The organism is Mariniflexile aquimaris (assembly GCF_042676825.1).
Lineage (GTDB): Bacteria > Bacteroidota > Bacteroidia > Flavobacteriales > Flavobacteriaceae > Mariniflexile > Mariniflexile aquimaris.
The window spans coordinates 600744-620290 of record NZ_JBHTIB010000012.1 but is presented as its reverse complement, the minus strand read 5'-3'; the positions used below and the strand labels follow the sequence as shown (position 1 = coordinate 620290).

Annotated in this window: 20 protein-coding genes; 12 read left to right on the top strand and 8 right to left on the bottom strand. The window is 34.1% G+C overall.

Going from position 1 to position 19547, the window contains the following annotated elements:
* The first annotated feature begins 24 nt into the window (after nucleotides 1-24).
* Nucleotides 25-702, top strand: coding sequence for a DUF2461 domain-containing protein (locus ACFQ0I_RS10740; RefSeq protein WP_379942139.1), 678 nt, complete (start codon nucleotides 25-27; stop codon nucleotides 700-702).
* On the opposite strand, the gene ACFQ0I_RS10735 is transcribed toward ACFQ0I_RS10740, so the two are convergent.
* Together ACFQ0I_RS10735 and ACFQ0I_RS10730 are read right to left on the bottom strand one after the other, a co-directional pair.
* The gene (locus tag ACFQ0I_RS10735) at nucleotides 695-1141 is read right to left on the bottom strand and encodes a hypothetical protein (protein WP_379942138.1); all 447 of its coding nucleotides are present in this window, start codon (nucleotides 1139-1141) and stop codon (nucleotides 695-697) included. The genes ACFQ0I_RS10740 and ACFQ0I_RS10735 overlap by 8 nt on opposite strands.
* A gap of 7 nt (nucleotides 1142-1148) precedes the next feature.
* Complete coding sequence (locus tag ACFQ0I_RS10730; protein ID WP_379942137.1) at nucleotides 1149-1565, bottom strand: glyoxalase; 417 nt, start codon at nucleotides 1563-1565, stop codon at nucleotides 1149-1151.
* Nucleotides 1566-1695: 130 nt separating this feature from the next.
* Between ACFQ0I_RS10730 and ACFQ0I_RS10725 the strand changes: the two genes are divergently transcribed.
* From ACFQ0I_RS10725 to ACFQ0I_RS10700, 6 genes are all read left to right on the top strand, one after another.
* On the top strand, nucleotides 1696-2082 hold the full coding sequence (locus tag ACFQ0I_RS10725; protein WP_379942136.1) for an acyl-CoA thioesterase: 387 nt from the start codon (nucleotides 1696-1698) through the stop codon (nucleotides 2080-2082).
* Between the two features lie 232 nt (nucleotides 2083-2314).
* Nucleotides 2315-3709, top strand: a complete 1395-nt coding sequence (leuC, locus tag ACFQ0I_RS10720) for a 3-isopropylmalate dehydratase large subunit (protein WP_379942134.1) — start codon at nucleotides 2315-2317, stop codon at nucleotides 3707-3709.
* A gap of 86 nt (nucleotides 3710-3795) precedes the next feature.
* On the top strand, nucleotides 3796-4392 hold the full coding sequence (gene leuD, locus ACFQ0I_RS10715; RefSeq protein ID WP_379942132.1) for a 3-isopropylmalate dehydratase small subunit: 597 nt from the start codon (nucleotides 3796-3798) through the stop codon (nucleotides 4390-4392).
* Nucleotides 4393-5916 carry an alpha-isopropylmalate synthase regulatory domain-containing protein gene (locus ACFQ0I_RS10710; RefSeq protein WP_379942131.1) on the top strand — a complete coding sequence of 508 codons (1524 nt, stop codon included), beginning with the start codon at nucleotides 4393-4395 and terminating at the stop codon, nucleotides 5914-5916.
* Nucleotides 5917-6059: 143 nt separating this feature from the next.
* Nucleotides 6060-7115, top strand: coding sequence for a 3-isopropylmalate dehydrogenase (leuB, locus tag ACFQ0I_RS10705; protein ID WP_379942129.1), 1056 nt, complete (start codon nucleotides 6060-6062; stop codon nucleotides 7113-7115).
* Between the two features lie 348 nt (nucleotides 7116-7463).
* Nucleotides 7464-7868, top strand: coding sequence for an Hsp20/alpha crystallin family protein (locus ACFQ0I_RS10700; protein WP_379942127.1), 405 nt, complete (start codon nucleotides 7464-7466; stop codon nucleotides 7866-7868).
* Between the two features lie 14 nt (nucleotides 7869-7882).
* On the opposite strand, the gene ACFQ0I_RS10695 is transcribed toward ACFQ0I_RS10700, so the two are convergent.
* Genes ACFQ0I_RS10695 through ACFQ0I_RS10685 form a run of 3 tightly spaced genes read right to left on the bottom strand, consistent with a single transcriptional unit; the run spans nucleotide 7883 to nucleotide 10101 of the window.
* Nucleotides 7883-9139 carry a mechanosensitive ion channel family protein gene (locus ACFQ0I_RS10695; protein ID WP_379942125.1) on the bottom strand — a complete coding sequence of 419 codons (1257 nt, stop codon included), beginning with the start codon at nucleotides 9137-9139 and terminating at the stop codon, nucleotides 7883-7885.
* Nucleotides 9126-9428, bottom strand: coding sequence for a DUF3817 domain-containing protein (locus ACFQ0I_RS10690; RefSeq protein ID WP_379942123.1), 303 nt, complete (start codon nucleotides 9426-9428; stop codon nucleotides 9126-9128). The genes ACFQ0I_RS10695 and ACFQ0I_RS10690 overlap by 14 nt, the downstream gene beginning before the upstream one ends.
* 55 nt (nucleotides 9429-9483) lie before the next feature.
* On the bottom strand, nucleotides 9484-10101 hold the full coding sequence (locus ACFQ0I_RS10685) for a YqaA family protein (RefSeq protein ID WP_379942121.1): 618 nt from the start codon (nucleotides 10099-10101) through the stop codon (nucleotides 9484-9486).
* Between the two features lie 184 nt (nucleotides 10102-10285).
* On the opposite strand from ACFQ0I_RS10685, the gene ACFQ0I_RS10680 reads away from it, so the two are divergent.
* The gene (locus ACFQ0I_RS10680; protein WP_379942119.1) at nucleotides 10286-12391 is read left to right on the top strand and encodes an elongation factor G; all 2106 of its coding nucleotides are present in this window, start codon (nucleotides 10286-10288) and stop codon (nucleotides 12389-12391) included.
* Nucleotides 12392-12413: 22 nt separating this feature from the next.
* Nucleotides 12414-12794 carry a hypothetical protein gene (locus ACFQ0I_RS10675; protein ID WP_379942117.1) on the top strand — a complete coding sequence of 127 codons (381 nt, stop codon included), beginning with the start codon at nucleotides 12414-12416 and terminating at the stop codon, nucleotides 12792-12794.
* Between the two features lie 96 nt (nucleotides 12795-12890).
* On the opposite strand, the gene ACFQ0I_RS10670 is transcribed toward ACFQ0I_RS10675, so the two are convergent.
* Both ACFQ0I_RS10670 and ACFQ0I_RS10665 read right to left on the bottom strand, forming a co-directional pair.
* On the bottom strand, nucleotides 12891-13727 hold the full coding sequence (locus tag ACFQ0I_RS10670) for an OmpA/MotB family protein (RefSeq protein WP_379942115.1): 837 nt from the start codon (nucleotides 13725-13727) through the stop codon (nucleotides 12891-12893).
* 392 nt (nucleotides 13728-14119) lie between these two features.
* Entirely contained in the window at nucleotides 14120-15055 is a 936-nt protein-coding gene (locus ACFQ0I_RS10665) for a hypothetical protein (protein ID WP_379942113.1), read from the bottom strand.
* Between the two features lie 329 nt (nucleotides 15056-15384).
* Here ACFQ0I_RS10665 and ACFQ0I_RS10660 point away from each other — a divergent pair, with 329 nt between their 5' ends.
* The 3 genes from ACFQ0I_RS10660 (at nucleotide 15385) to ACFQ0I_RS10650 (ending at nucleotide 18706) form a co-directional block, all read left to right on the top strand.
* Nucleotides 15385-16248 carry a hypothetical protein gene (locus ACFQ0I_RS10660; protein WP_379942111.1) on the top strand — a complete coding sequence of 288 codons (864 nt, stop codon included), beginning with the start codon at nucleotides 15385-15387 and terminating at the stop codon, nucleotides 16246-16248.
* A gap of 110 nt (nucleotides 16249-16358) precedes the next feature.
* Nucleotides 16359-17741, top strand: coding sequence for an MFS transporter (locus ACFQ0I_RS10655; protein ID WP_379942109.1), 1383 nt, complete (start codon nucleotides 16359-16361; stop codon nucleotides 17739-17741).
* Between the two features lie 320 nt (nucleotides 17742-18061).
* Nucleotides 18062-18706 carry a thiamine phosphate synthase gene (locus ACFQ0I_RS10650; protein WP_379942107.1) on the top strand — a complete coding sequence of 215 codons (645 nt, stop codon included), beginning with the start codon at nucleotides 18062-18064 and terminating at the stop codon, nucleotides 18704-18706.
* A gap of 51 nt (nucleotides 18707-18757) precedes the next feature.
* On the opposite strand, the gene ACFQ0I_RS10645 is transcribed toward ACFQ0I_RS10650, so the two are convergent.
* Entirely contained in the window at nucleotides 18758-19351 is a 594-nt protein-coding gene (locus ACFQ0I_RS10645; protein ID WP_379942105.1) for a hypothetical protein, read from the bottom strand.
* Nucleotides 19352-19547: the final 196 nt, after the last annotated feature.

The window sequence follows — 19547 nt, the reverse complement described above, 5'->3', positions numbered from 1 at the left end:
TGTAGATTTAAAAAAATATAGATTATGAGTGTTTCCGTTCCGAATGAAGCTTTAGAATTTTTTAAGCAATTAGAAAAAAACAACGACCGCGATTGGTTTAACGCACATAAAAAGGAATTTAAAACTTTAGAAACAAAGGTAAAAGCTGTTTACAATTCGGTTTTTAATCAGTTAAAATCTCATGACGACGTCGATAAACTTAAAATGTTTCGTATTTACCGCGACGTGCGTTTTTCGAAAGATAAATCACCTTACAAAACCCACTTTGGAGGCTCCTTCCATAGAACCAAACCTAAATTAAGAGGTGGCTATTATTTGCACATTCAACCTAATAACGAAAGTTTTATTGCTACAGGTTTCTGGGAGCCAGCGCCTGCCGATTTACTTCGCATTCGTAAAGAATTTGAAATGGACGACCGCGAAATTAGAAACATTTTAAGCGATAAAAAATTCAGCAATATTTGGGGTAATTTTGTGGGCGATGAAGTAAAATCGGCTCCAAGAGGGTTTGATAAAGACCACAAAGCCATCGATTTAATAAAAAAGAAGCAATATATTTTTGTTAAAAAGTTTACCGACCAAGAGGTGTTGGATGCTAACTTTTTAAACGAAGTAGATGAAGCCTTTAAAGCAATTCGCCCATATTTTAATTATATGAGCGAAGTTCTTACTACTGATTTAAATGGTGTGTCTGTTATATAATTTCTGTAATTAGGTATTTGTTCTGATTAAATTCAAAACTCGTATTTACGGGTTTGTTGATTAATAATTGCCCGATAGGAGAATTTACCGAAATGGCGTAATACGTCGCATCTTCCAAGTCTATTTTACCAATACTGGTAGAAATATAAAAGTTCATAATGTTTGTTTTTACGATACTTCCAAGCATGGCTTCCGTACTTTCAACATTCGTTTTTATATTGCTTAAATAGTCTTTTGTTTTTTTTGCATCATTAAGATGCGCCATATTTTTTTCTAAATCGTTTAAAAGTTTTCCGCTTCCAGAATCATCATCTTCAGAGCTTCCTTTGTCGTTACTTTCTATCGATTCTTTTATTAAGGTAATTTCTTCTTTGTAATCATTAATGCGTTTGTCTACACGTTCATTACAAATTTGCAATAGTCTTTGTTTTGTTGTCATTAAATTTTTAAACTGCTTTAAGCACTTCTGGTAATTCAAAAAGTTGCACGTTACTAATTAATTGGTCTTTTACAATGTGCATCATACGTTTATTTAGAGCCGAAGAGTTTTGAATATAAATCATATATTCTTCAACAGTAAATAGACCTATTACCATGCCTTTTAGTGAGTTACGGAATTTAACATCTCTATTTACAGCACTTTCAATAAACTCTAATCGCTTCTCTAAACTAAAATTATAAAACATCATTTTATGCTTAGCAATATAGTTTTTAAATACTTCAATAAACAAATCATTTTGAAACTTTATTATGGGTCGCAAAACAATGTTTTGAAAACGCTCGTCATTACTCATGTTGTCGTTAATTGTGGCGCTTAAAATGTCTGGGCGAATACTTTTTAGGTTGAATTGTCGCGTGTTCATGATTTTTGAGTTTTAATAAAATTATTGATTATTAAAACTTGAAAAAAAAATATGCCTTATAATTGTTAACGGGTTTATTAACAAATAAGATTTTTTACCTTTACAGCTTCAAAAAAAAACGCTATAAAATATGAGATTTCACACAAGAAAATGGGTTAAACCCGAAGATTTAAACGCCAATGGCACCCTATTTGGCGGCCGATTATTAGATTGGATAGACGAAGAAGCTGCTTTGTACACCATTATACAACTCGAAAATCAAAAAGTTGTGACCAAATACATGAGTGAAATTGATTTTAAATCGTCTGCAAAACAGGGTGATATTATTGAAATTGGTATTGACGTTGTAAAATTTGGCACCGCATCTTTAACCTTAAGTTGTGCCGTTAGAAATAAAATGACGCATGAAACCATTATCACTATTTCAAATATTGTGATGGTTAATATTGGTCCGGACGGAAAAGCAAAACCACACGGAAAAACGCAAATAGAATACGTTGCAGATAGATTGAAGTAAATTCTTAAGCAGAGATGCTTTGAAATTTATAATCAATAATCCTATTCTATTAAAATATCATCGATTTTTTATGATAACATTAATAATCCTATAAAAATTATTAATTGCGTGTCTTAAATTTTCATATATACTTAAAAAAAAGGTAGTTTTTCCTAACTTTGCTAGCCTTTTGGCTAATCAGGTATATTAGTAATAAAACCATTCACAAAGATTAAAATTAAATTAATATAATATGAGCAAAACATTGTTTGACAAAGTATGGGATTCGCATGTTGTAAGGAAAATTGAAGGAGGACCCGATGTATTCTTTATAGACCGTCATTTTATTCACGAAGTTACAAGTCCTGTAGCGTTTCTTGGATTAAAAAGTCGCGGTTTAAAAGTTTTATATCCAGAACGTACTTTTGCAACGGCGGACCACAATACGCCAACAATAAATCAGCATTTACCGGTTGAAGATCCGTTATCGGCTAAACAACTTAAGGCTTTAGAAGATAACTCGAACGAGTATGGCATTAGCCACTGGGGACTTGGTCATCAAAAAAATGGTATTGTTCACGTAGTAGGACCAGAAAATGGTATTACCTTCCCGGGAGCAACAATTGTTTGTGGTGATTCGCATACATCAACGCACGGTGCTTTTGGCGCTATTGCGTTTGGTATTGGAACTTCAGAGGTTGAAATGGTGCTTTCTACGCAATGTATTATGCAGCCAAAACCTAAAAAAATGCGCATTAACGTTAATGGGCAATTAGGTAAAGGGGTGACGCCTAAAGATGTGGCTTTATATATCATTTCTCAATTATCAACTTCAGGCGCTACAGGTTATTTTGTGGAGTATGCAGGTGATGTGTTCGAAAACATGACCATGGAAGGCCGTATGACTGTTTGTAACTTGTCTATTGAGATGGGTGCACGTGGCGGTATGATTGCCCCAGATGAGACTACTTTTGCGTACTTAAAAGACAAACCATTATCGCTTAAAGGAGCAGAATGGGATAAAGCAGTTGCGCATTGGAAAACATTGAAAACAGATGCTGATGCTAAATTTGATAAAGAATTAACCTTTTTAGCGAGCGATATCGAACCTATGATTACCTACGGAACTAATCCGGGTATGGGTATGGGTATTTCTAAGAACATTCCAAATGCTGAAGCGGTTGAAGGTGGCGTTGCTACTTACAAAAAGTCTTTAGAATACATGGGTTACAACGAAAATGATGCGATGATTGGTAAAAAAATCGATTATGTATTCTTAGGAAGTTGTACAAATGGTAGAATTGAAGATTTTAGAGCTTTTGCATCGATTGTAAAAGGAAAGAAAAAAGCAGATCACGTTACAGCTTGGTTAGTACCAGGTTCTCATGAAGTAGAAGCTTTAATTAAGGAAGAAGGTATTTTAGACACATTAACCGAAGCTGGTTTTGTTTTGAGACAACCAGGATGTTCTGCGTGTTTAGCGATGAATGACGATAAAGTTCCTGCTGGAAAATATGCGGTAAGTACTTCAAATAGAAATTTTGAAGGTCGACAAGGTCCTGGATCTAGAACCTTATTAGCGAGTCCGTTAGTAGCAGCAGCAGCAGCGGTAACAGGCGTAGTTACAGACCCAAGAACTCTTTTGTAATTAACAATTAATAATGAATAGTTAAAACTTAAAGTAAAGATTTTAAAAACTTTTAACTTTTAACTTTCAACTTTTAACTCAAAAAAATGGCATACGATAAATTTAATATATTAACAAGTACAGCGGTTCCATTACCATTAGAGAATGTGGATACCGATCAAATAATACCTGCTCGTTTCTTAAAAGCCACAAAACGTGAAGGATTTGGCGATAACTTATTCCGTGATTGGAGATATAATAACGACAATACTCCAAAAGAGAGTTTCGTATTAAATAATCTAATTTATTCAGGAAAAATCTTGGTAGGCGGAAAGAATTTTGGTTCAGGATCTTCAAGAGAGCATGCTGCTTGGGCAGTTTACGATTACGGATTTCGTTGTGTAGTATCTAGTTTCTTTGCAGATATCTTTAGAAATAACTGTTTAAACGTAGGTGTTTTACCAGTACAGGTAAGTCCGGAGTTTTCTGAGCAAATTTTTGAAGCTATTTACAACGATCCAAATACAGAGATTGAAGTAAATCTTCCAAACCAAACCATTACTATTAAAGCAACAGGCGCACAAGAGTCTTTTGAAATTAATAGTTATAAAAAAGAGAATATGTTGAATGGTTTTGATGATATTGATTATTTACAAAACATAAAAGGAGAGATAGAGACGTTTGCAAACGGATTATTACTTTAAATGACTCCGAAAAACATAGAAATAATGGACACGACATTGCGTGATGGTGAACAAACCTCGGGCGTGTCGTTTTCTGCTTCAGAGAAGTTAACAATAGCAAAACTTTTATTAGAAGAGCTTAAAGTAAATCGTATTGAAATTGCTTCGGCACGTGTGTCGGAAGGTGAATTTCAGGCGGTTAAAAATGTCACGAAATGGGCTAAAGAAAACGGCTATTTAGATGCCGTGGAAGTCTTAACTTTTGTTGATAATGGTGTTTCTATAAATTGGATGCTGGAAGCAGGAGCAAAGGTTCAAAATCTTCTAACCAAAGGTTCGTTAAATCATTTAACTTACCAGCTTAAAAAGACTCCAGATCAGCATTTTAAAGAAGTTTCGGAAGCGATTATGCTGGCTGCATCTAATGGCATTGAAACCAATGTGTATTTAGAAGACTGGAGCAACGGGATGCGAAATTCTAAAGACTATGTGTTTCAGTTTTTAGCCTTTTTAGCTACGCAACCTGTTAAACGTATTATGCTTCCAGATACCTTAGGGATTTTAACACCTTTGGAATCTTATGAGTATGTAAAAGAAATTAAAGAGCTTTATCCGCATTTACATTTCGATTTTCATGCGCACAACGATTACGATTTAGGTGTTGCCAATGCTGTAGCTGGTTTAAAAGGTGGTGCAGATGGTTTACACTTAACGATAAATGGAATGGGTGAGCGTGCCGGAAATGCCCCAATGGGAAGCACTGTGGCCGTTATAAATGATTTTATGCCAGAATTAAAAATTGGCGTAAACGAAAAGGTTTTATATACCGTTAGTAAATTGGTAGAAAACTTTTCGGGCATTATGATTCCTGCCAACAAACCTATTATTGGCGCCAATGTATTTACGCAAACTGCTGGAATACATGCAGATGGCGACAATAAAAAGAATTTGTATTTTAGTGAATTGATGCCAGAACGCTTTGGAAGAACCCGAAAATATGCCTTAGGTAAATCTTCAGGAAAAGCAAATATTCAGAAAAATTTACAAGAATTAGGACTTCAGCTTAACGACGAAGATTTAAAAAAAGTAACCCAACGTATTATTGAGTTAGGCGATAAAAAAGAAGTGGTTACCAAAGAGGATTTACCTTATATCATATCTGATGTTTTAGACAGTTATTTGTATGAAGAAAAGGTAAAAGTAAATTCGTATGTGCTTACACATGCTAAAGGATTAAAACCTTCTACCACGGTTTCTATTTCGATAAATGGAGAGACTTTTGAGCAAAATGCGCAAGGAGACGGACAATTTGATGCGTTTATGAACGCGTTGAGAAGCATTTATATCAATAAAAAAATGGTGTTACCAGATTTGATAGATTATGCTGTTAGAATCCCTCCTGGAAGTCATTCGGATGCGTTGTGTGAAACAATCATTACCTGGAAAAGTCCTGAAAAGGAATTTAAAACCCGTGGATTGGATTCCGACCAAACGGTTTCTGCCATTAAAGCCACGGAAAAAATGTTAAATATAATTACGAATTAGGAATTAAAATTGGAGTTCGTAATTGCGTTAGGGATTGCAGTGAAAAGCCCACAGCGACCGCTAGGGAGCGAGGACTTGTAACGTAAAGCCCGACCCTTGGGTAACGCCAAAAAAAATAAATTAAAGATTAAAACAACTATAAAATGAAATTTAATATAGCACTTTTAGCAGGTGATGGAATTGGACCTGAAGTTATTGAACAAGCAGTTAAAGTAAGTGACGCGATTGCGAAAAAATTTGGACACGAGATAACCTGGAAACCAGCGTTAACTGGTGCTGCAGCTATTGATGCTGTTGGAGAGCCTTATCCTGATGAAACACACGAAATTTGCAAAAGTTCTGATGCGGTTTTGTTTGGTGCTATTGGGCATCCACGTTTTGATAATGATCCTTCTGCGAAAGTGAGACCAGAACAAGGTTTGCTAAAAATGCGTAAAGCTTTAGGTTTATTTGCAAACGTGCGACCAACCTTTACGTTTCCATCGTTATTAGAAAAATCGCCATTAAAAAGAGAGCGTATTGAAGGTACCGATTTAGTGTTTTTACGCGAATTAACAGGTGGTATCTATTTTGGTGAAAAGGGTAGAAGAGACGGTGGTGAAACGGCGTTTGACAACTGTGTTTATACACGCGCTGAAGTACAACGTTTGGCTAAAAAAGGATTTGAATTAGCGATGACGCGTTCTAAAAAATTATGTTGTGTTGATAAGGCCAACGTTTTAGAAACATCAAGACTATGGAGAGAGACTGTTCAAGCTATGGAAAAGGATTACCCAGAAGTAACCGTTTCTTATGAGTTTGTTGATGCAGTAGCGATGCGTTTGGTACAATGGCCAAATAGTTATGATGTTTTAATTACTGAAAACTTATTTGGAGATATTTTAACGGATGAAGCATCGGTAATTTCTGGATCAATGGGATTAATGCCATCGGCATCTTTAGGATCGGATATTGGTTTGTTTGAACCCATTCATGGTTCTTACCCACAAGCGACAGGAAAAAATATTGCAAACCCTATGGCAACGGTTTTATCGGCTGCTATGATGTTTGAAAATTTCGGATTGCAAGAAGAAGGTAAAGCGATAAGAGAAGCGGTTAATAGTGCCTTAGAACAAGGTATTGTGACTGAAGATTTAGCAGACGGCGGAAAAGCTTATGGCACTAAAGAAGTAGGTAACTGGTTAGCAGCTAACGTTTAGGAATAAACGATTTTTAATATTAAAAAAGGATTCAGTAAATTAAAACTGAATCCTTTTTTTTATGCCATATTACGTACATAACACGCGAGTTTCGCTAGAAAATAAAACGAATTAATACAGGCGCTTTTCAAGTAGTTATAATCTAATTTTAAAAAAAATTATATTTTGCTTAACATGAATTTCCATTTTAATTTGTACCTTTAAGACAATCAGAAGCTTAAATTGTATTTAAGTTTACTGTACTAACTTTCCAGCCCCAATCAAAAATAGCGCTTTAACTAAAGTTTTCTTTAGGTTGATTATTTTTTTGATAAGACATCAAAAAACCACATTTAAATACCAAATATCATGTCTCCTTCAGTTAATAAAAGTAAAGCCTTTGGTTATACTTCCAGTGTTTCAAATTATGATTTGTATAAGTCTAATAAGAGCAAAAATACGAATACCTCTGAAGTTCGGTTTACTGAAACGAATGAGGGTTACTACTTAGAATTCCAGATATTTGGTTATGTTAAAGAGGACTTTAATTGTTTTATAAAAAATAATGACTTGGTGCTAACAACGGGTAGACATGATGAAGCTTGTTTGTCTAAAACTAGTGAAACTACAACTGCAAAACATAGATATTGCTATCCCTCAGCATATTTTAGGAAAACATTTCCGTTACCAAAAGGCATAGAAAAAAATAAAATTTTTGTGGATTACAAAAATCATATTTTGAGTATTAATCTTTTTAAATCTAATGTGCTTTAAAATTTAAAAGGCGTTTATTTTTTGTCGCTATGGGTAAAAGCAGATGTACTTGGTAATTCAAATATTTCTAAATCGAAATAAGGGACTGCAGCAATAAGATGGTCAAAGATATCGGCCATAATATATTCGTAATTTTCCCAACGTTTATCACTACTAAATGCATAAATTTCTAATGGGATTCCTTGTGCCGTAGGTTCTAATTGACGTACCATAATAATCATGTCTTTATTTATTGCCGAATGATTATTGATATACGCATCAATATATTTTCTAAACACACCAATATTGGTTAGGTTTCTTCCGTTTAAAAGCAACGATTTATCAATATTATGATTTGCATTAAACGAATCAATATCTTCTTGTCGTTTTTCAAGATAGGCGGTAAGCAATTGAATTTTTTTCAGCTTAACCACGTCATCTTTAGATAAATACTTGATGCTATTCATAGCAAAAGTTAAAGCTCTTTTAATGCGTCTTCCGTCCGAATTTGTCATCCCTCGCCAGTTTTTAAACGAATCGGAAATAAGGGCATAGGTAGGTATGGTTGTAATGGTTTTATCGAAGTTTTGAACTTTAACGGTCGCCAGATTTATTTCGGTAATATTACCATCGGCACCATATTTTTCGAAGGTAATCCAATCGCCAATCCGAACCATATCATTAATAGACACCTGAATACTTGCCACAAATCCCAGAATGGTATCTTTAAATATTAAAATAATTACTGCCGATGCTGCACCTAATCCGGTTAAAAAACTATAAAATGGGATACGTGTTATAATGGCGAATGCCGAAAATATACCAATTACCCAGGCAAAAATCATGAATACCTGTATGTAGCTATCAATAGGCTTGTCTTTTAAATTAGGTAGTGTTTTAAAGTAATCTTTAAGCGTATTTAATAAACTTCTAACAATCCATAAAGTTAAAACAATGGCAAACACTTTTAATCCACGTTCGGCAACGATTTCAAACCCTTGAAAATCAATAAACACAGCGGGAACAAATTCTATAGCCACGAGTAGCGGAATAATGTGGGCTACATTTCTTGGTACCTTATTGGTAACCAGTAAATCATCAAAATTGGTTTTAGAACGCGATGCGAATTGCGAGAAAATTTGAACCAATATCTTTCTGATAAGAAAATCGATTATAAAAATTACAATCAATAATATAATGCTCAGCGCAAGCATGTTAAGGTATTTAGCCGCAGAAGCACTAGATCCTACCGATACAAAATAATCGTAAAAAAAATGGTTATAATTCTGCATCTCTAAGTGGTTTTAAATACTTTTTTTCGATATAAAAAGTTCCGAATGGAATAATGGACGCTAATAACACGGTAATAAACTGTTTCTGGTTCCATTTTAATTCGTTTTTAAGCATAAAAGCTAAAACAACGTAGCCTATAAATAATAAACCATGAGGCATACCCAGAAGTTTAACGTATTGCGGGTCGTTTAAAAGATATTTTACGGGTGTTGCAATAAACAGTAGTAAAATATACGAAACGCCCTCTAAGAGCGCTGTAATTCGGAATATATTTAAGAATGAAAACATAAATTTTATATATTAATAGTAATAGATGTTAAAATTGAACTGGACACATGATGTATTAAAACACGTTAAAAATAACCAATCCGTAAATAAAAAAACGAAGTAGGCGCAAGGAGCCATAAATAACAACGTTTCTAAACGGAAATTCAATAATGCCTGCAGCTAAACATGAAATTGAAAAGGGGAGTGGTAACAAAGCACCTACTACTATTAAAAAGCCACCCCATTTTCTTGAGTTTTTGAGTTGTTTCGCCATTTTTACTTCCAGGTAATTATGAACTTTTGGTGTTTTTGTAATAATGTAACCAATACAATAGGTTAATAAACCACCAAAATAAGATAAGAAGCCTAAAATAGTAAGATACACCCAAGGGTAATCCATATTTCCAGACCAAACAATAAAAATTTCGGGAGGAATTAATCCCAATAAAGTTTCAGAAACAAAAAAGAAAAGTAAAACGCCATAAACTGGAAGTGTTTCAGTATACGCTACCAAACTGGCATTAATATCAACAAAATGATTGGTTATATAAATACCAATTACAATTAGAATGATTAAAGGCAGTGCTTTTTTTACGGCATTCCAAACAAAATTATAGAACCCAGTGTAGCTATAATACTGATGCAATAGCTTCGCTCGAGATTTTGATTTTTTTGTTTTGCTTTTGGACTTCATCACCCTTAATTCTAAAATGAGTGCAAATATAAGGCATCAACGGAGTTAATTTGGTTAAAAAGCTTTAAAATAAAGTTAAACTTATTCTTAATTACACTTTTTTTCGAGTCGTTTAATGACTTAAGTCATTTTATTTATCATTTATTGATGTTAGCTTTAGATTCTAAACTAATAAATCTGACATATGAAAGTATTTGACGAAAAGCACATTAAAAATATTGTGTTGGTTGGTGCTCACCACAGTGGTAAAACAACTTTGTCTGAAACCATGCTATTTGAAGCTGGATTAATCAACAGACGCGGAACGGTGGAAAGCCAAAATACTGTTTCAGATTACCAAGACATAGAGCACGAAAGAAACGCTTCTGTTTACGCCACTCCGTTACACACCGAGTGGCGTAACTATAAAATAAACATTATAGACACACCAGGACTAGACGATTTTATAGGCGAAATTATTTCGTCTATTAGCGTTGCAGATACCGTGGTTACCGTAATTAACGGTAGGCAAGGGGTAGAAGTAGGCACGGAAATTATTTGGAATTACATCGATAAATTTAGAAAAGCGACGCTATTTGTAATTAATCAAATAGATCACCCAGGTTTAAAATTCGAAGAAAGTTATAAAGGCATCAATAAACTGGTAGGAAATCATGCAGTAAAAATTCAATTTCCAGTTAAAATAGATGGTGCACAAGGCATTATTGATGTGCTTAAAATGAAACTTTATAAATTTAAACCAGAAGGCGGGAAACCAGATAAATTGCCAATCCCAAAAGAACATCTAGAAATGGCTAACGAATTGCATAACGAATTGGTAGAAAAGGCTGCCGAGAACGATGACGAACTTTTAGAGTTATTCTTTGAAAAAGGAACGCTTAACGAAGAAGAAATGCGAAAAGGCATTAAAGCAGGGATGTTAAACCACGAATTGTTTCCAGTTTTCTGTATTTCGGCATTAAGCGATATGGGAACAGGCCGATTAATGGGCTTTATAGATAATTTAGCACCTGCAGCAGGCGATTTAAAACCCGAACTTACGTTAGAAGGGAAGGAGCTTTACCCTAAAAAAGACGAGCCTACCACCTTATTTGTATTTAAAACCTTGTACCAACCTAATTTAGGGCAAATCACTTTTTTTAAAGTAAAATCGGGCGAATTGAATATAAACGATAAACTCACCAATTCTAGATGCGACGAAGTAGAAACGTTTAATCAGCTGTTTATTATGGATGGAAAAGACCGAAATCCTGTAAATAAACTGGTTGTTGGCGATATTGGTGCTACCTTAAAATTAAAATACACCGAAACCAATGATACGCTTTACAGCGGAAAAGAACCAATCACTTTTAAAGGGATTAGTTACCCGGAACCAAGAATTACAAAAACAGTTAAAACGGTTTCATCAAAAGAAGATGAAAAATTAAGTGAAGCCTTGAAGAAACTTCATAGTCAAGATCCCACCGTGGTCATGTCGTTTTCAAAAGAAACCAAAGAGCAAATATTAGGATGCCAAGGGGAATTGCATTTAGCGACTATCGACTGGACTCTAAAAAATGTTTATGGCATCGAAGCGGCGTTTGATAAACCCAAAACACCTTACCGTGAAACCATTCAAAAGCCAGCAACGGCCAGTTACAGACATAAAAAACAATCTGGTGGTGCTGGACAGTTTGCCGAAGTACATTTAAAAATAGAGCCTTGGTTTGAAGATATGCCAGAACCAGAAGGCTTTAATATTAGAGGCAAAGAAGTTATAGAATTAGATTGGGGCGGAACCCTCGTGTTTTATAATTGTATTGTAGGTGGCGTTATAGATGCGCGTTATTTACCTAGTGTTTTAAAAGGCGTTTTAGAAGTTATGGAATCAGGGCCATTAACAAATTCGTTTATACGCGATGTGCGTGTTATGGTGTATGATGGTAAAATGCATGCGGTAGATTCTAACGATATATCCTTTAAAATAGCATCGGCACATGCCTTTAAAGAAGCTTTTTTAAATGCCAATCCTAAGTTGTTAGAGCCTGTAAATGAAGTAGTTGTAAAAGTTCCTGAAGACATGGTTGGAAATGTGATGACCGATTTACAAGCAAGACGTTCTATTATTCAAGGCTTTGAAACAGGCGATAATTGTCAGATTTTAAAATGCCAGATTCCTGTAGCGGAGTTATTTGGATATTCGAGCGATTTACGAAGTATTACGCAAGGAAAAGCCACATTTAAATCGAAATTTTCGTGCTACGAACCCGTACCAGCAAACATACAAAGTCAAATAGCAAACACTAATTAATCACTTTTAAAATAGTAGAATTATGCAAACGAAAGTATTATACTTAAGCGACTTAAGGTTTAATTTAGAAACCTGGAAACGCGAACTACGTTTTCATTTTAATGAAATGGATACGTTTCAAGAAAAATTAGAAGAAATAGCGGCTCGCGAACACGGCATGAAAGCTATGAAACCTTTAGAAGTATTTCAAAATAGAATTATGCTCGAAAAAAGTGCTATTTCAAAATTATTACACCGCATTCGAAATAAAATGGTAAATATTAATAATGCCGATTATTCTGAAAGCATTGATGGACGCTTACAAAACGAACAATATCCATTAAAAGATGATATGCGGACTTATATTAAAATGCATTACGATTTAAAAGAAGAGATGATGGACTATTTTGCAAAATGGTTGTAATCTCTATTATTTCGAAGTGAAGTTCTCAATTTATTAAAAAAAAAAGACTGCCAATATGCTACTGGCAGTCTTTTCAATGGATTAATTTAAGGGATTTTATTGTTCTGTCGATGCCATAAGGGCAAAGAATTTATTAATATTTGGTAAAATAACAATTCGTGTTCTTCTGTTTTTAGAGCGATCTTCTTTAGTATCGTTTCCAGCAACAGGTAAGTAGCTACTTCTTCCGGCAGCAATTAGTTTTTCTGGAGCTACTTTGTATTTGTTTTGTAATGCTCTAACCACCGATGTAGCACGCAATACACTTAAATCCCAGTTATCGGCGATTTTCTCGGTACTAATAGATCTGGCGTCGGTATGACCTTCAACCATAACTTCAATACTAGGTTCAGAATTTATAATATTCGCTAATTTTTGGAGAATATTGTTCGCTTTGCTACTAACACGGTAGCTAGCTGTATCGAATAACATTTTATCTGAAATAGAAATCATAACCACAGTTTCGTCTATATCGATAGCAATGTCGTCGTCTTCATTTATAGTGCTTTTATCTAAAGATTTTTGCAAGTTATAAGACACCGCTAAATTCATTGAATCTTTAAGGGTAGTAGCTTGACTTAATTTCGCAGGATCTACATTAGCTAATGTTTTACGCATTTGCTTTTTAGTTTCATTCGATATTACAGCTACATCACCAACAGCTTCCATTTTTACATCGTTATCGGCAGTAAGCGAATTTATTTTAGAATTATAAGCTTCCACACGTGCTTCAATAATGGCGAATTTAGTTTCTAATTCTTCTTTTTCAAATTGGGTTTTGGTTAGAGCACTTTTAATTTCACCATTTTCATGTTCTAAGGCCAGATACTTTTTTTTAGATACACAGGCCGTTAATAACACTGTGGCAAGTAATACAATCGAAATTCTTTTCATAATTTAATAGTTGTTGTTAAGTAATAGTATAATTACGAGCGAAAAGGGGATATAGATTATATGCTGAATAAGAAAAGTAAAAAAAATATTTAACCTGCTGAAATAGATAGGCTTAAAAATATTCTATTTTACATAATATTAATTATAGTACATTTTATAACAATTAGCGTAATAGCGCTTTTGGGCGATATTTGGCATAATCATAGATATAAGAACACTCAAGTGTTTTATAACGTTCATGATTATGTTTAAGCTAATTAATTGATTTAGACGTATTCGTGAATGCTATGCATTTCTCGTGGATTGACGCCGGTTCATAATTTTTTGAAATGGAGTTTCGTTCAATTTAAATTTTATGACACTGAATCCAAAGTTAATTGTTCACACACACCTTATTTCAACATAATCACCTTACTCTTTAACACCCATTTGCCATTAACTTCTTCGCTAGACGTTACTGTAATTTTATTGGTGCCTGTTTTTTTAAAAACGTCTATAAGTTTTAGGTTTTTATGAACGGTGGTATTAATAAATATGGGCTCGCAAAGTAAGATGCCATTTGTTGCATTAAAAATATAGAGGCTTTTTGAAGTGGGTTTTATATCCCAAAAACCAATCTCGTCGGCACCGTCGCTATTCAAGTCTTTAAGATTTTCTAATTGTGATTGGTACGCGCCTTTTATGGTGATGGGTTCTAGATTTTTATTACTAAATATAATCACGCTGTTACATTCACCCTTACATTGCACGGTATCGGCATTGGTAGCAGAGCGTATTTCTGGCGATATTACTGTCGCATAGTCTGATAGTCCGTCGCCATTAAAATCGCCATACAATTGCCTGTTATTAGATATCGCGGTATTACTGTCGCGTGCCCCTGGAAAAATGGGTGCATCCAGATTTTCAGCATTCTTAGACACGCCTTCTCGAATTATTTTGAATTCACCATTTTTAAAAGTCACGGTTAGATACGAAGGATAATTGGCTTGTACACCATTGTAATTAACCTGTTTGGTAAACGTTACCAAAAAGCTTCCCGCCACTTTGGTGATTTCTAATTCATCGTTTAAAATACGCTGTGTATAGTCCGGAAATTGCTGAAACAGCATCGTCTTATCTTGCTGTACTTGGCCTCTCCTAAACTCTTTTTCGTAATAAGTTACAACATCCATATAGTAGCGTTCCAGGTAAGGCGACTTTATTTGAGTATGGGCATCGTTCCATTGTTTTACAAACTTACGCACCTCTTTTTCGCCCTTAGGATTTACCTCATTGCAACCAAGTAATAGTAGAATAAACATGCAGGAAAAAATGGAGATATATTTCATCGTAGAATATAATGTTAGCTTTAAAATTGAACCTTAAAGATACATGATTTTTTGATGAATTTAGTGCCATTTAAGATTACTTTATAGGTTAAAGGCTCCTTTTGTAGACTAGATTGCCAAGTAAAATTTCTCGGAAGGTATTATTTTTAAAATGTACTTGATTACAAATCAAAGACTTGAGTTTTTTGAGGTTAAAAACTTGATTTTTCTCACGGTTTTACAGCACTTAACCCTGCGAAAAAAAGTACCTTTGCGCCCGATTGAAATTGGCTGTAAACAGCCATAATTTCAATCGTTTTTTTAATGATTAATAGTTTAAATAAAAAATTATGAAACATATAGTGATAATATTTATTGCGTTTATAATTAGTGCCGCGTCTTATGCTCAATTTCAGGTTTCTGTTAGTTCTGGATATGCTATTAGTAGCGCTGGAATGAAATTAGGAGAAACGGTTAATGTGTCTGAAACAGAAAATACTTATGGTAGTTATGGCGAAGGAGCCAACGTGCAATTAAGAGGTACGTATTTCTTTAATGAAACGTTTGGTGTCGCACTTGGTTTTGGATATTTGCATGGTACCGATCAGACCGTATCTAAAGTTAATGTACCTAATAACGAAGTCGATGCTATAGCGAGAGCACGTGCTTTTGGTGCATCTACTTCTGTAGTGTATAATTTCACCAATCATATTTATGGTAGTTTTGGAGCGTTGATAAAAATAGGTGGCAAAACCGAAGCTGTGGTTTATAAAAAAGCTGTTTTTTCGCAAGAAGAAGCCGATGCTTTTGGTGTGCCTTATGGCTCCTATTCTGAAACCAATTACACAGAAGATTTTCACGGACAATTTCCATTAGGGTTTGTTGGTGCCCTTGGTTATAAGTTTGATTTAAATACGTCTTTGAGTCTTTTTGTAGAGGGAGAATATTATGGAATTAGTTTAAAACGTAAAGATTCTGAACTTTCGAAGTTTAGTACAGATATTGTTTTACCTGATGGTACAGTGGCGGTTCATGATTATTATTCTTTAGATAACTTGCCGAATGGTGTTGTTAAAAAAACAACCTATGTTGATAATTTACCTAATACCAATACAGATACCTCAAAAAAACTATCGCAAAAAGTGCCTTATTCTTCCTTTGGAATTAATTTTGGTATTACTTATAAATTTAAAGGGTCGGTTAAAAAGCAGTAGTGTAATTTGAAACTAAAGAATCACTAATTAAATATTGATTTATGAATATTCAGATTGATATCAAATACCTATATTAGTCCACCTTAATAAATTCAAATTAAAACAAATATATGTTTAACTCGTTGAAAGGATTTACACGCGCATTTTGGACAGCAAATATTGTTGAACTACTAGAAAGAGGCGCATATTATGGCGTATTTATCGTTATTACACTTTATCTATCCCGAATCTTAGGATTTAGCGATGTAGAAGCTGGTTTATTATCTGGCGTTTTTTCAGGCGGATTGTATTTATTACCAACGTTTACAGGTGCTTTGGCTGATAAAATAGGATTTAAATATTCTTTAATAATTGCTTTTACACTTTTAAGTTTAGGATATTTTGGCTTGGGTGTGTTACCAACAGCTCTCGAATCGATTGGGCTCGTAGACTATTCGGGTGATATTGAATTTACTGGAATCATTGAATCAAGTGAAAGATGGGCTATTGTTCCGATAATGCTTGTAATCATGATTGGTGGTTCTTTTATTAAATCGGTTATCACTGGCACCGTTGCTAAAGAAACTACAGAGCAAAATAGAGCTCAAGGATTCTCTATATTTTATATGATGGTGAATATTGGAGCATTTTCAGGAAAAACAATTGTAAAACCTTTAAGAGATTCTATGGGAGACATGGGGTTTGTTTATATCAATTATTTTTCAGCAGTCATGACACTTCTAGCATTGATAATGATTGTTTTCTTTTATAAAAGTTCAAAACATCAAGGTGAAGGAAAAACCTTTAGTGAAATCTGGCGAGCTTTAATAAAGGTATTGACTAACGGCAGACTAATCACGCTCATAATAATAATTACGGGGTTTTGGATGGTACAACATCAACTCTATGCCACCATGCCAAAATACGTTCTTAGATTGGCTGGAGAAGGTGCTTCGCCATCTTGGTATGCAAACGTAAACCCTTTAGTAGTCGTGCTAACTGTTACTTTTGTGACGAAAATGATGGCAAGCAAAACACCATTAGTTTCTATGACAGTTGGTATGTTTATCATGCCGCTTTCTGCGCTTGCTATGGCTTCAGGTAATTGGATTAGTGGCGGAGAAATTGATCTTGGTATAGTAAGCATGCATCCTATTGCATTGATGATGGTTATTGGTATCGCGCTTCAGGCCTTAGCCGAATCTTTTATTTCGCCCAGATACTTACAATTTTTCTCTTTGCAAGCGCCAAAAGGCGAAGAAGGATTATATCTCGGTTTTAGTCATTTACATTCCTTCCTTGCATCTATTTTAGGTTTTGGATTATCAGGATATTTACTTTCAAAATACTGTCCTGAACCAAAATTATTTGAAACACGTGAAGCTTGGGAACTAGCATCTGTAAACGCGCATTATATTTGGTATTACTTTGCCGCCATTGCTTTAGTATCTGCTATTTCATTAATTATTTACGGAAAAGTAATTAATATATTGGATGCAAAAGCTAGCAAATAGTAATTTAAATGACTTGTAATTTTGAACTAAAAGCACAAAAACTAGTTAAAGCTTCAGAGTGTTTTTTCATGTTATAAACACTTTAATATGGATGTTTATTTTAAAAGATATAATAGTTTTATGCAGTCGTTAATGTTTGTATTGCAATAAATTAACAGTAATAATTTAAAGTAAAAGTATAATTAATTTTCACGCAAAATAACTAACGGTTTTTAGTTTTCATGAGTTTCCATTGTGCTTTGGTGATTATAATAGTCGTATTTTTGCACAGGTTTAAATTTTAATACGCTTACCTATATCCACCTGCAAGAAACTAAGTCATGATAATACCTAAATTACACTATATATCACAGGGAAACTCTCCAAAAGAGCTTTTAGAAAACATCCAAAAAGCCTGTACTTTTGGTGCAGAATTAGTGCAATTTCGTTTAAAAGGTGTTTCAGAAAAAAAGTTTTTAAAATTAGCCAAAGAAGCCAGAGACATCACATCGCATTTTCAAACCCGATTAATTATTAATGATTATTATAAGATAGCCGTCGCTGTGAAAGCAGATGGTGTTCATTTAGGAAAAACCGACTCCTGCCCTACGCTAGCAAGAAAGCATTTATACTCTTGGCAAATTATTGGAGGCACAGCAAATACCTTGCAAGATTGCGAAATGTTAGTTTCTAAAGAAGTAGATTATATTAGTTTAAGTCCATTCAGATTAACACCAACCGAAGCCGACTTAGGCACAGTTTTAGGTTTAAATGGTTATACAGCTATTATTGAAGCCTTAAAAACGGAAACACCCATTATTGGTTTTGGCGGTATTACTACAGACGATGTTGCAGACATCTTAGAAACGGGTATCTCCGATATCGCGGTATCTGAAGCCATTACCCAAAATTTTGATAACATCAGAACATTTAACCACTTATTAAAAGCATCTGCCACAGAAGAGCAACGGCACACTTTTAAATAAAAAAATCCCACGAAGCGTGAGATTTTTTAAATTGAGTTAGTTTAATTTATTCTATTGAATACTAGATAAGTTAGATTCGAGTTTAATATCTCTTGTCGCCACAAACATATTACCTTGTTTTTCTAATTTAACGATGCTTGATACAGCGTTAGTACGACATGCAAGCGTTAAATCGGCTAATAATGGATCGTTTTTAAAATAGAAAGCATTCAATTCTTGTTCTGGTTTTCCAGGTACTTTTATAATGCGTTTTATTTGTTTTAATTCTTTTACGTATCGATTTGTACCAGGCATAAATGTATAAAACGTATAACGCCCATCGGCATCGGTTTTAACCCAGCCTCGGTGATGTATGTAACGTTTACGATTTTCATCGCGTTTCAACTCATAATCACCATGTTCATTCGTTTGGCAAACGTAAAGAATCACATCTTTTGCAGGTGTTTTTCCATCGCTTTCATAAATGATACCGGTAATTTTTAATTTGTCAGGTTTTGAAGCAAAATCTGGAATAGTGTCGGTGTTGCTTAAATGTTGTTCTGAGTAATCATAGATAGGGCTATGTTTATCAATTTTTTGAGCGTTAAGTACTTGGTAAGAACCTAAAACACAAACGAAATAAATAAGGGGCATTAAATTTTTCATGTGTTGCTATTATTATTAATTCGGTTGAAAACTAATAATTTTCTTCGTTACTGAAGTATTAACCACATGAACGCACAGTTTTTTCGTTAAAATAACCAATATCGGACGAACTGCATGGTGAAATTATGTGATTTAAGATAGTACTTTTTTATTGTACTAGTTTGGTTTTAGATTAAAAGTCATTTTATTAAATTAA